The sequence below is a fragment of the Psychrobacter sp. UBA2769 genome (assembly GCF_002352555.1).
GTDB lineage: Bacteria > Pseudomonadota > Gammaproteobacteria > Pseudomonadales > Moraxellaceae > Psychrobacter > Psychrobacter maritimus.
The window spans coordinates 154,524-167,539 of sequence record NZ_DEIR01000012.1; the positions used below are offsets into that span (position 1 = coordinate 154,524).

Annotated in this window: 10 protein-coding genes and 2 tRNA genes; 5 read left to right on the forward strand and 7 right to left on the reverse strand. The window is 45.3% G+C overall.

Annotation, left to right across the window (positions count from 1 at the left end; all coding sequences use genetic code 11):
* Positions 1 to 141: 141 nt before the first annotated feature.
* The 6 genes from mraY to rsmH all read right to left on the reverse strand — a co-directional run bounded on the left by mraY (position 142) and on the right by rsmH (position 8,508).
* Complete coding sequence (mraY, locus tag B3Q63_RS05430; RefSeq protein ID WP_183621046.1) at positions 142 to 1,260, reverse strand: phospho-N-acetylmuramoyl-pentapeptide-transferase; 1,119 nt, start codon at positions 1,258 to 1,260, stop codon at positions 142 to 144.
* Between the two features lie 3 nt (positions 1,261 to 1,263).
* Complete coding sequence (gene murF, locus B3Q63_RS05435) at positions 1,264 to 2,736, reverse strand: UDP-N-acetylmuramoyl-tripeptide--D-alanyl-D-alanine ligase (RefSeq protein WP_296174612.1); 1,473 nt, start codon at positions 2,734 to 2,736, stop codon at positions 1,264 to 1,266.
* Between the two features lie 106 nt (positions 2,737 to 2,842).
* Positions 2,843 to 4,564, reverse strand: a complete 1,722-nt coding sequence (locus tag B3Q63_RS05440) for a UDP-N-acetylmuramoyl-L-alanyl-D-glutamate--2,6-diaminopimelate ligase (RefSeq protein ID WP_296174615.1) — start codon at positions 4,562 to 4,564, stop codon at positions 2,843 to 2,845.
* Positions 4,565 to 4,635: 71 nt separating this feature from the next.
* On the reverse strand, positions 4,636 to 6,744 hold the full coding sequence (locus B3Q63_RS05445; RefSeq protein WP_271134443.1) for a peptidoglycan D,D-transpeptidase FtsI family protein: 2,109 nt from the start codon (positions 6,742 to 6,744) through the stop codon (positions 4,636 to 4,638).
* The gene (gene ftsL, locus B3Q63_RS05450; RefSeq protein WP_296174620.1) at positions 6,741 to 7,208 is read right to left on the reverse strand and encodes a cell division protein FtsL; all 468 of its coding nucleotides are present in this window, start codon (positions 7,206 to 7,208) and stop codon (positions 6,741 to 6,743) included. Before ftsL ends, B3Q63_RS05445 begins: the two co-directional genes overlap by 4 nt.
* A 286-nt stretch (positions 7,209 to 7,494) precedes the next feature.
* Positions 7,495 to 8,508, reverse strand: coding sequence for a 16S rRNA (cytosine(1402)-N(4))-methyltransferase RsmH (gene rsmH / locus B3Q63_RS05455; protein ID WP_296174707.1), 1,014 nt, complete (start codon positions 8,506 to 8,508; stop codon positions 7,495 to 7,497).
* Between the two features lie 451 nt (positions 8,509 to 8,959).
* Here rsmH and gltX point away from each other — a divergent pair, with 451 nt between their 5' ends.
* The 4 genes from gltX (at position 8,960) to B3Q63_RS05475 (ending at position 11,577) form a co-directional block, all read left to right on the forward strand.
* Entirely contained in the window at positions 8,960 to 10,489 is a 1,530-nt protein-coding gene (gltX, locus tag B3Q63_RS05460) for a glutamate--tRNA ligase (protein ID WP_296174623.1), read from the forward strand.
* 279 nt (positions 10,490 to 10,768) lie between these two features.
* Complete coding sequence (locus B3Q63_RS05465; protein WP_296174625.1) at positions 10,769 to 11,146, forward strand: hypothetical protein; 378 nt, start codon at positions 10,769 to 10,771, stop codon at positions 11,144 to 11,146.
* A 122-nt stretch (positions 11,147 to 11,268) separates the two neighbouring features.
* Positions 11,269 to 11,344, forward strand: a tRNA-Ala gene (locus B3Q63_RS05470).
* 157 nt (positions 11,345 to 11,501) lie between these two features.
* A tRNA-Glu gene (locus B3Q63_RS05475) sits at positions 11,502 to 11,577 on the forward strand.
* Positions 11,578 to 11,748: 171 nt separating this feature from the next.
* Here B3Q63_RS05475 and B3Q63_RS05480 read toward each other — a convergent pair.
* Positions 11,749 to 12,048, reverse strand: a complete 300-nt coding sequence (locus B3Q63_RS05480) for a hypothetical protein (RefSeq protein ID WP_201540544.1) — start codon at positions 12,046 to 12,048, stop codon at positions 11,749 to 11,751.
* Between the two features lie 284 nt (positions 12,049 to 12,332).
* Here B3Q63_RS05480 and B3Q63_RS05485 point away from each other — a divergent pair, with 284 nt between their 5' ends.
* Complete coding sequence (locus B3Q63_RS05485; RefSeq protein ID WP_296174633.1) at positions 12,333 to 12,986, forward strand: LysE family translocator; 654 nt, start codon at positions 12,333 to 12,335, stop codon at positions 12,984 to 12,986.
* The last annotated feature ends 30 nt before the right edge of the window (positions 12,987 to 13,016 follow it).

Sequence of the window (13,016 nt, forward strand, 5' to 3'; positions counted from 1 at the left end):
GCCATTTTAACAAAATTCAGGCTTCGTAAGGGATAAAAGGCATAACAAAAGAGAAGATAGCATAGGACATAAAAAAGCCATCTTAGATTTTAAGATGGCTTTTGATTTGAAATTTTTTTTGATTTGAAACTGTTTGACGACTTAACGCAGTTTTAAGGTCATCAGCCCAAGAATCACAAGGATAATGGCAATAATCCAAAACCTTGCCACCACTTGCGTCTCTTTCCAGCCAATTTCTTCAAAGTGATGATGCAATGGTGCCATGCGAAAGACGCGCTTTTTACGCAGCTTATACGAGCCAACTTGTAGCATGACCGACAATGCTTCAGCGACAAATAAACCACCCATAATGGCAAAGGCAATCTCTTGACGGGTCATAACCGCAATCGTACCGAGCATCGCGCCCAATGCTAACGCCCCAACATCACCCATAAATACTTGCGCTGGATGAGCGTTAAACCATAAGAAACCAAGCCCGGCGCCAATCATCGAGCCACAGACAATAATCACTTCCGAGTTATAGGCAATATAAGGTACATGCAAGTAATCCGCAAAGCGCACGTCACCTGAGACATAAGCCATGGCGCCTAAACCTGCTGCAACCAAGACCACCGGCAATATAGCTAAGCCATCCAAGCCATCGGTTAAGTTGACAGAGTTAGAAGCACCATTAATCACAAAGTAGGTAAAGATAATAAAGCCAATACCAAACGGCACGGCTGAGAAGGGAATTATCCAATCTTTAAAAATCGGTAGCAGCAAATCTTGCATCTCACGTGTGGTGGCCATATCTGGCTGCAAGGTAGCAATATAATATAAAGATATACCGACGAATAACGCGCCCATCGAGAGCCAAAAGTATTTTTTGCGGGCAATCAGACCTTTGGGGTCTTTATACTTAATTTTAAGCCAATCATCTGCCCAACCAACCGCGCCAAAGATAATCATGACAATGAGCAAAATCCATACATAGGGATTGTTTAATCGCGCCCACAGCAAGGTTGAGACCCCAATCGCGCTCAAAATCAGTACCCCACCCATGGTTGGCGTACCGGTTTTGGCCAAATGCGACTGCGGACCATCATTACGAATCGCCTGACCGTATTTCAGCGCACGCAGACGTCGAATGACGCGCCCACCAAAAATCATGCTAAAGGCAAGCGCGGTAATAACCGCTAGTAACGCGCGCAGCGTCAACGAAGAAACCGCAGAAAACGGCGTATAATACTGACCAAGCCAGCCAAACAACCAAACTAACACCGCCTACTCCTCGACTAGCGCATTGATAAGGGTTTCCATTTCCATGGAACGTGAGCCTTTAAACAGCACCGTACAAGGCTGCGCCTGCTGTGCTTGTAAATAAGGCTGTAAATATGCCAATAAACTGTCTTTATCAGCAAAGGCATGGGCGTTGATAGCAGAAATCTCTTTTGCGCCTGCCACCGTATAAGGGGCGTATTCACCAACACACAGCAGCACATTGATGCCGGTGGTCGCAATCGTACGACCCAAGCTTTGATGCTCGCTGACCGCCGCTTCTCCAAGCTCGGCAATATCACCGAGTACCATCACTTGCGTACCCGTTTGCGCTGCAAGCACCTTAGCTGCCGCTCGCACCGAATGCGGATTGGCATTATAAGTATCATCAATCAAACGATGCATACCGAGTAGTTGGCTGTTTAAGCGCCCCTTAGCAGGACGGGCATTTTCAAGTCCGACGACGATATCACTGATATCGATATTTAACGCATGGGCACAAGCAGCAGCGGCCAAGGCATTATTGACATTATGCTCGCCCGCTAACGGCAGATTAATATCATGAACTTGGCTGCCAATATGCAGCTTAAACTCGCTGCGTTCAGGCTCAACATCTAAATGGCTGGCACTGACATCGGTATTACCAAAGCCAATCACATGAGAGGTATGCTTTTCAGCGATACGGCGCAGCTTATTGGTAAAGTCATCTTTATCAGGAACGATAGCGTACTGCGTGTCATTCAAAGTATGGTAAATCTCAGCCTTGGTTTGGCAAATGCCTTCACGGCTGCCAAATTCCCCTAAATGCGCGGTACCAATATTGAGAACACAAGCGACATCCGGCTTTACAATCTCAGTAGTATAAGCAATCTCACCAATATGGTTAGCGCCCAGCTCCAAAATCGCATAGCGATGATGATCGGATAATTCGAGCAACATCATCGGCACACCTAAGTCATTATTTAGGTTGCCACGGGTAATCAGCGTCGGCGCCAAACGTCCAAAGATACTACCGAGCATCTCTTTGCAGGTGGTCTTGCCGCTAGAACCAGTGATGGCAATCACGGTCAAATTTTTATGCTGCTGACGACGATAAGCTGCCAATTGTCCTAACGCCAAACGCGTGTCATTAACAACTAATTGTGCAATATCAGCAGAAATAGGGCGTGAAACGATAGCCGCAACCGCACCTTGTTCGATGGCAGTAGCGATATAATCGTGACCGTCAAAATTATCACCGCTGAGCGCCAAAAAGATATCACCCGCTTTAATAGTACGAGTATCGGTAGCGATACGAGTGCTAGTAATTGGCTTGCTTGTGTTTGTGCTGTGTGTGTCCGTGCTGTTATTGCTTGATGTCGTTTGACCGTCAGCAAATTGCCAATGTCCACCCAGCGTTGCGGTTGCCGCAAGCAGATTGTCTACTTGCCAAACATACAGCCCTTGCGACTGAATGCTGTTATCGTTGTCGGCTGTCATAATGATTACCTTATATATGATGACTACTTATCTTTGATATTTGAGAATGTATGTTTTTTAAAAGTATAAAAAATGAGGCGCAGGCGCTATTATTTATCTATAAAGGCTATACGCGCCCTGCTTGCTTTAAAGCATTTTGCAAAATAACACTGTCGTCAAAATCATAACGAACATGGTTAATTTCTTGATAGGTTTCATGACCCTTGCCCGCGATAACGACGATATCATCAGGCGCTGCTTGATTGACCGCATATTCAATGGCTGCTTGGCGCGCAGGTTCGATATGGGTGCGCTGATATTGCTCGTTTGTCATGCCCGCTTGCATATCTTGCAAGATTACATTTGGGTCTTCGGTACGTGGATTATCCGCCGTCAATACAACTTTATCGGCGCCTGCCAATCCCGCTTGCGCCATCAATGGGCGCTTACCTGCATCGCGGTCGCCGCCACAACCAAACACTGCCCATAGCTGACCTTTACAATGGGTTTTTAGACTGGCAAGTACTTGGCTTAACGCATCAGGCGTATGGGCATAATCAACAATAAAACAACCATCATTGGATGGTACACGCTGCATACGTCCAACCGCACCTTGTAGCTGCGGGATAACGGCCGCAATGCGCTCCAGGCTAATATCTAAAGCTACAGCAGCGCCAATAGCAGCCAGCAAATTGGCAACGTTAAAACGACCCAATAATGGGCTGACGACGTTTATAATATTAATTTTTTCATTACCAAAATCAGTACGCAGCGCAATCTCAACACCGTGCAAACTTGGCTTGATTTCAGCGGCAACAAAGGTTGCAGATTTTGCTGGGTTTAAACTATAGGTCCAAACCGTTATTTGGCTGGCATGCGCGGTATCGAGCATGATCTGTGCATGCTCATCATCGATATTGATAATGGCGTGGGTTAACTCTGAGAAATGTGCTTTATCAAACAGCTTGGCTTTTGCCGCAGCATACTCTGCCATATCGGCATGATAATCTAGATGATCGCGGCTCAAATTGGTATAAATCGCCACCGATACTGGCATACCTTGTAAACGCTGCTGATCGAGACCGTGCGAGCTCGCTTCTAATGCCAATAGCTCAGCATTCTCTGTACCCATTTGATATAAAAACTGCTGTACCGCTAAGGCATCACCGGTGGTATGGCTGGCTTGCACCAGAGCGCCTAATCTACCGTTACCTGCTGTTCCCATCACGGCGCTACTCATGTCAGTTAGCTGCGTCAATTGCGCCACCAATTGGCTGATAGTGGTTTTGCCATTGGTGCCCGTTACTGCGACGACCGTTGGCAAACTCACAGGCTGCTGATATTGCAAACGCGCCTGAATCAAGTCACCTAAAAAATCACGGATATTGGGCACATATAATACGGGGCAAGGCAGGCGGTCCAATTGCTGCTGTACGATAGATTCAGCATTATCATCAGTTAAAGCAAGATTGGTATGTGGCGGTACATTAGCTTTAATAAGCAAAGCGCGCGGGTCAATTTCTGCTAGGATAAAAGCCGCATTTTGCGCGGCTTGATAAAGGTAGTCACGACTTTTTTGACAGTTTGGCGTATGACTTTTTAATAACACAAAGACGTCGTTGGCTGCCAACTGACGGCTGTCTAAGCAGAACTGCTCAAATGGGATATTGGCAAGTGATGTTTTTAGATTGGGCAACTGACTGTTAGATGCGATTATCATCGCTGTCAATGCTTGTGCTAGGCTTTGTTTGTCTTTGTGGTTCTGCCTATGACTGTCGCTACCGCTGGCTTCAATCAGCTGTTGCAAGGTGACTGTGGTGCTGCTTGGCGGCGAGATAGACGGAGTCATTGGCAAATCCTAAACGGTTAAAACGCATCAAATGGTTAATAGCGGAATATTTAAAAAGATTACTTTTTTACCTACTGTTCTTCGGTTTTTAGCGGCTTATCTAACGGCACATTATACAAACGCAGCGCCTCTTTCATGACGTTATGGAAAACAGGAGCGACGGTTAAGCCCGCATATATCTGACCACGCGGGTCTTCGATAAGTATGACACCGACCAGCTTAGGATTAGATGCTGGGGCCATACCGGCAAAGACGTTACGATATTGGTCGGTATAGTAGCCACCTTTTGGATTGATACGGCGCGACGTTCCTGTTTTACCAGCAACGCGATAACCATCGATAGCAGCACCCTTAGCCGTACCACCCGGTTCGGTGACACTCTCCATCATTTGTACGATAGACATGGCTTGCTCATGTGCCATGATACGCTTACTGGGTGGCCGCTCGCCATCTTTGGTCAGCGTTAATGGATGCATAACCCCGCCTGCTGCCAGCGCCGAATAGGCCTGTGCTACCTGCGCCAATGTCACTTGCAGACCGTAACCATAACTGACCGTCGCCCGCCTTGAGGTTTCTTTCTCTTTTGGCGTCACGACAAGTCCACTGCCCTCACCGGGGAATTGCAGCGGTGTTTTTGAGCCAAAGCCAAATTGCTTTTGCATATTGGTAATGGCATCAGGCGGCAGTGATAACGCAATCTTGGTCGAGGCCACGTTACTAGATTTCTGTAGCAACGTACCCAGAGTAATACGACCCAGATTATTATGATCGCGAATCGTATAACCACGCACACGAATAGAGCCAGGATTGGTATCAATCAATGACGTCGTCGTATACTTGCCTGAATCTAAAGCGGCGGCGACAGTAAATGGTTTCATGACCGAACCGGGCTCAAAGACATCAAGCAGCGCACGGTTACGTTGGTTTTCACCGGTCATCTCATTAAGATTGTTGGAGTTAAATGACGGCCACGTCGATAGAGCAAGCACCTCACCGGTTTGCACATCGACGATCATACCCGTTGACCAGCGCGCTTTTTGCAAGCGACCGGCTTTTTCCAGCTCTTTATAAAGTAAGTACTGCAAGCGCGAATCAATCGTTAACGCCACGTCTTTACCGGGTATCTCTGGTTCAATCTGCTTAATTTCTTTCAAACTGTTTTGCTTGGCATCTTTGAGTACCAATACTTTACCATCATCGCCCGCCAGCTCAGTTTCATACTGACGTTCGATACCAGCGCGGCCTTCATAACCGCCTTCAGGATCATCGGCATTTTGGCCCATGAAACCCAACAGCTGCGAGTTCGGTTGCGGCTGTGGATAATAGCGCTGGAAGAAGTTTTTCTCATAGACGCCCGGAAAATCAAGCGAGCTAACGCTTTGAGCAATCTCAGGGGTGACTTTATTGAGTAGCGGCAGATAATGCGAGCCTGCGCCCGATGGCAGCGCCGCTTTAACGGCTTCCTCATCGGTTACATCGATACTGTCATCGATTGCGGTGACTTTTTTAAGCTCAGTGACTGAGATATTGGCCGCCGCCGCTAGGGTGGTCAAATCCATATTATCCAAGCGCTTTTGCATACGCGCGACCAGCTTTGGACTATCAGGATTGGTCAAAATAATGCGTTTAAGCTCATAATATTCGCGTGCATAATCATGCGGGCTAAAAGAAACCGTCGCTAGAGGCGCACTGACTGCTAATGGCAAATCATTACGGTCGGTAATCATACCGCGATAGGATTTTTGCGTGCGCACGCTGGTGATAAGCTCGTTACCTTTATCTTGGTAAAATTGAGCATTGGCCACTTGTAAATAATAAGCACGGCCGATAAGACCTACCAAAATCAGCAGCGCTAGCGCCCAAATCATACGAAAACGGTTTTTATCTTGCTCGACACCGCCACGCGAAGAGGCGCCAGACGCTTTACCCAAAAACGCTCTTTTACTTTTTAGGTTTTTAACACTGGTATAAGCGCCCTGCTCTTCGTTCTTTTTGAGGCGACCAAACAGCTTGGCTTTACGGCCATCACTGGTTTTATTGTCAGGCTTGCTACTCGTTTGCCCAGATTTGGCGGCACTGGCACGGCGTAACGGCTTGGTGACTTTGCCGCTGGCTGGTTTTTTGTTGTTATTCTTAGCGGCAGCTTTATCGCTATTGGCATTGGATTTTTTATCACTCATCGTCCAGCCTCCGCTGCATCAGCATCCGCCTCAAAAAAATCTGTTTCATTGACAGCTGCAGCATTGGCGTCATCCTCGAGCACTGGTGCAACAGCAACGGCCGCACCCGGCTGAATAATCAGCTTATCTTTAAGGGTTGGCGAAAACATCCCGAGTTCAGCAACGGCACGACTGGCAATTTGCGGAGTCGCACTAAAGGTTTGCTGCTCGATAAGCAAACGCTGATGTTCTACCTGTAGCTTGCGCTCTTGTTTTTTCATATCTTGCAAGGTTTTATAATCCTGATGATATTGCTGCACGCCTTCTGCCGTTTTGATGCCGCTCCAGATAATCGCAGCCGCTAATAACAATAATATGACCACGTAAATACTGACCACATTAAATCGGTGCACGAATAATTCGCCAACATCGGTATTAGGAGGCATTGCGGCGCGGCGGTTTACAGGTTTGTCAGATATTGCCATGACGATCTCAAAAAAGTGAACTTCAAAATAAAAAAAGCGCTAAGATTTGCGAGTGAACACACCCTCATGAGCCATCAGCACCATCAGTAAAAATAACTATCAATAAAATCAATAAACACATAACCAAGCAAAAAGTAACTGCTGAGCCTAGCAGAGAATGTTTACAGCTTTTTAACAGCCGCGTAATCATTAAAACATTCAGTCATATTTTACCCACATAACTCAATAGCAGTCTTTTCAGCGCGGTTTTTTTGCATTGTTTTTTGGCATGGTTATAGGGCTTAGCTTAAGAGTTATTATCTGCTTTATAATCCGTATCGCTACGAGTTGCCATGCGCAGCCACGCACTACGCGCACGCGGATTATTGCTTATCTCAGCCTGACTGGGGCCAACACGTTTCGGCTTACTAAAATAACGCGGACGCTTGGGCGGCATTGGTAAATTCTCATCTTCTGGATACTGACCTTTGCTATGGCGCTGCAAAAACTGCTTGATACGGCGATCTTCTAACGAATGAAAGCTAATCACTGCCAGCTGACCGCCCGACTTTAAAATCGGAATACTTTGTTCTAAAAAGTCATCCACATCGCCAAGCTCATTATTGATAAAAATGCGCATAGCCTGAAAACTTTGCGTCGCAGGATGCTTACCGCGCTGCCAATTTGGATGCGCCGCTTTGATCACTTCTGCCAGCGCAAGCGTCGACTCATAACTGTCCATCTGCTTAATCGCACGGGCAATACGGCGGCTGTGGCGTTCTTCACCAAACTCATAAAGCACATCGGCCAAGGTTTCATCATCGACCGTCTCAAGCCACTCGGCAACCGACTGTCCACGACTGGTATCCATGCGCATATCGACCGCGCCATCGCGCATAAAACTAAAACCGCGGCTACCGTCATCGATTTGCGGCGAGGAAATACCCAAATCCGCCATCAGACCGTCCACTTTTGTGATTCCCATACTAGCTAAACTATCGGTCAAGGTTGCAAAGCTGTCATGCACCACTTTGACGCGGCTATCAGATTTTGCCAATTCTTGCGCAACGCTAATGGCTGTTGGGTCTTTATCAAACACAATTAAGGTTGCATCATCGGCAAGCTGGCTTAATAGCAGGCGGCTATGCCCACCGCGCCCAAAAGTTGCATCAACATAAATACCACTTTTTTGTAAGCTGTTTTGACGGCTGTCATCTGTTTGTTTGGGCAGCGATTTGACACCCAATACCGCCGCCACCGTTTCTTGTAGTAGCACGGCGTCATGGACAAAACTTAATTCATCAGCACCCGCTTGCTCTATGACGGGCTTTTGAGAAAACTGATGAGCAGAATCATTTTCAACAATAGACGAATTGACCTCTGACTCAGAACTATCAATGACTGAAGAAGGGTTTTCTTTAGAATTTAGCGTGTTTCTTGACTTTGGATTCGATATGGACACAAACGACTCAGTAGATGACGACCATTTTGGTCAGTAATAGTAAAAAATCAGATGAAAATAAACAAGTTATGACTTGTCTAACATTATTATCGCAAGGATACACTGGTAGTCAAGCGCTAGACGGGCTTTTCGTTAAAAATATCCCATCTCTCTGTTATACTAGCGCTATATTTTACGCTATTTTTCTACCTTGACGGCTATTGTTTGTGCCGTATTTTTTGTTCAAACTTCTCATGCACATTGATCATTAGCATTTTTAACCGCCATTTTTCACAGCCATATTCATTAACCACCCTATTCTGAGAATTTTATGATGCAATCATCGACTTCAACTAACAGCACGCGCCCTGTCCGTACTCGTATCGCGCCTTCACCGACTGGCTTTCCACATGTTGGCACCGCTTATATCGCGCTATTTAATTTAGCCTTTGCCAAAGCCCACGGCGGCGAGTTTATTTTACGTATTGAAGACACCGACCAAACGCGCTCAACCGAACAATCTGAAAAAATGATTTTGGATGCGCTACGTTGGGTTGGTCTTGACTGGGCGGAAGGTCCAGATATCGGCGGTCCGCATGCGCCTTATCGTCAGAGCGAGCGTAGCGATATTTATAAAAAGCATGCCGAGCAGCTTATAGAAAACGACCATGCGTTTCGCTGCTTTTGTAGCAGTGAAGAGCTTGATGCCATGCGTGCTGCGCAAATGGCCAATGGCGAAACGCCGCGTTACGACGGTCGCTGTGCCCATTTGGCCCCAGAGAAAACTGCGCAATTGGTTGCTGAGGGCAAACCAAACGTCATTCGTATGCGCGTGCCTACCGAAGGCGTCTGTCAAGTGCAAGACATGCTACGCGGTACGGTTGAGATTCCTTGGACGCAAGTCGATATGCAAGTGCTGCTAAAAACCGACGGCATGCCAACGTACCATCTCGCCAACGTTGTCGATGACCATTTAATGGACATCAGCCATGTATTGCGCGGTGAAGAGTGGCTCAACTCTGCGCCTAAGCATCAGCTGCTTTATGAGTATTTTGGTTGGGAGATGCCGGTTCTTTGCCATATGCCACTGCTGCGTAACCCTGATAAATCAAAGCTGTCTAAACGTAAAAACCCAACGTCTATCACCTACTACCGTGATGCCGGCGTGCTACCTGAAGCGCTGCTTAACTACCTCGGTCGTATGGGCTACTCTATGCCTGACGAAGCGGAGAAATTTACCTTAGAGGAAATGATTGCCAGCTTTGATATTCAACGCGTGTCCCTTGGCGGCCCTATTTTCGACATCGAAAAGCTCAATTGGCTTAACGCCGAATGGCTACGGGCGCTAACCCCTGAAGAGTTAAAAAATAAAATCCTTGAATGGGCCAGTAACAGCGACAAGCTAACTGCTATCGCAGCGGCGATTCAGCCTCGCATCGAGTTACTGTCTGATGCGGTCAATTGGGGTGGCTTTTATTTCCAAAACCTACCTGCTATCAATGCTGAGAGCTTTACCCATAAATCTCTGACGCCTGAACAAATTACTGAGATGCTGCAACTGGCGCTTTGGCAGCTAGAAACCTTGCCAACGTGGTCAGAAGAAAACATCTACGCCACGCTTAAAGGTCTTGCCGCCCATCTTGATATTAAGATGCGTGACTTTATGGCGCCGTTCTTTATCGCTATCGCTGGTAGCACCTCATCGACGCCTGTCATGAATTCTATGGCAATTATCGGCGCTGATATGACATTGACACGCTTGCGCCATGCAGTTGATGTACTGGGTGGCCTTGGTAAAAAGAAACTGAAGAAACTTGAGAAACAAGCAGCAGAATTGCCAGACTTCTTAGCTGATAAATAGTTTGGCAGCTGAATAGTTTTTTACTTGTTAATTAAAAACAGTATTGCTAAATATAATCGGTTCAAAATAAAAGCGCTACGTTATAGCTATATGCGACTGGTATAAATTTTCCTTGCTTGCTGTGCGCTTTGCACTCCAGAGGCTACGAAAAATTCATCCCAGTCGCACTGTATCGATTTTAAAGTAACTCTACTATAACGAAAAGGGGTCAGGCTAATACTGCCCCTTTTTTACGTTAATCTCAGCATTTAAAATTCAACACCTTCATTGGATATAAATATGGCCGCCAAAACCGTCACCATCGAAAGCAAAGATTATGTCTTTAATACCCTCAAAGAAGCGCAGAATTACTATGATGCCATCGTAAAAGAGCTTTATAACGCAAAACTGACCCTGACAACCGGTCAAGACTTTGAAGATTTAAAATGGATATATAGCACTTACTGTAAGTATACCAAGCATAATCTGGATAAGTTAAGCGAGTCTGACATTGTTGGTTTTAAAGGTATAAGTACTGTCCGAGAAAAAGGTGGTCAATATATCCCAACGGAATGCTGTGCCATCATTTTTTCTGACAGCAGCTCTAATTGTACGGAAGAAGAATTCTTTACCGATAAAGCCCTAAAAGAGATTGCCATCAAGCAAAATCCACGTTAATTTAAGCTTATTCAGCCGCTAAAATGGCTTTAAACGCTTTTTTTTGCATATTTATGCATTATTTTTCAAATAGCAGTTGACAAGACTGCCGGTCTTACATAAAATACGCACACTCTTAGCGAGGGGCTATAGCTCAGTTGGTAGAGCACTTGCATGGCATGCAAGGGGTCAACGGTTCGACTCCGTTTAGCTCCACCATACTATTTATCGCAACGCTCAGTATGACTGAAACTTGATATAAATACTCGCTAGTAGGACGATATCAGCACCTAGGCACAGCTTGCTCTGTTATTAATAGATAAGCTCTCTGATATTGTGAAGTACCGTTGTAACCATTGGTTATAACACTCTATGCGTCCCCATCGTCTAGAGGCCTAGGACACCGCCCTTTCACGGCGGTAACGGGGGTTCGAATCCCCCTGGGGACGCCACTATTCGGCGTCACTTATTAGCACTTTTGCTTAGCACCTTTTAAGCATCAGGTTAGACTAATAAGCGAACAATAAAAAAGCCCAGTCATCATATGATGACTGGGCTTTTTTATGTCTGTTGATTTTGTTATATCCAGTTCATTATGGTTTGGATAAGCTGAAATTAATATATCAACGATCATAACAAGAGACAAACTCTCTAATCGCCCAGCCCCAATGCCTGTATTCGCCCTTGTAATAGCCTTCTAAATATACCCACGGACGATTTTTACTATCATAAGTAGTATCTGTGACATACACCTCGCGATCATTACGCAGCTTATTAATAATCTTGCCATTAGGCTCGTCGCGAATGTTTAGTGGAGTACCCGTCGGATCTGTTACTTTGCAAACTCTCTCGGCATGCGCGGCATTTATCCCAACAGTCATGGCCAAAACAGATACAGCAATGGTATAAGCCAAACGTTTCATCTCAAATCCTTATTATCAACAAATGTCTTATTAATCTCTGATATCTTATCAGAGTTCACATTGCGGTATCTGCGATTTTATAAGATATTTACGTTTTATTGATTTTGATAAAGACTGAAGCCATAACCTACTTTATGGTTTCTAATATCAGTATTTATTGAATGATTTATTGTATTGCCAACTCTTACGATCCTCGCTACCATCAATCCTATAAGAATTTTATAGAATGTATAAATACTTTATAACATACAAATTTTTAGGCTTAACACAAGGAAGTTTTAACCATGTTCGGTATTGAGAATTATCTAGGGTTTGTCATGGCAGCCATTTTGCTAAACCTAACCCCTGGCAGTGATAGCATGTATATCATCACCCGTAGCATTTCACACGGTAGCCAAGCAGGGTTTTATTCTGTGTTAGGTATCATCTCAGGCATTTTAGTGCATACGTTGTTAGCAGCGCTGGGCTTGTCCATCATTTTGGCCAATTCTCCACTGGCATTTATGATCGTCAAATATATCGGTGCTAGCTACTTATGTTATTTGGGCGTAAAAATGCTTATGAGCAAGCAGCAGCCTTTGATAGCCGAGAGTTTACAAGAAAACGAAAAATCTTCGTCCGCTAAGACTCTAGATCATTGGCAAATATATAAACAAGGTGTACTCACCAACACCTTTAATCCAAAAGTTGCTCTATTTTTCCTCGCATTCTTCCCTCAGTTTATCGATGCCAATTATGCTTATAGCATGGTGTCGTTTATCATTTTAGGATTGACCTTTGCTGTTACTGGCTTTATATGGTGCTTGTGCTTAGCATTGTTGGCGTCGAAGTTTAGTGAAAATCTTAGAAAGAACCCCTCTATCGAAGTGATTTTAAATAAAATAAGCGGTGTGGTATTTATTGGCTTGGGGATTAAACTGTTGACTGATAAGGGTTGAAACCATCGGATTAAATAGCAGAGGAAATAA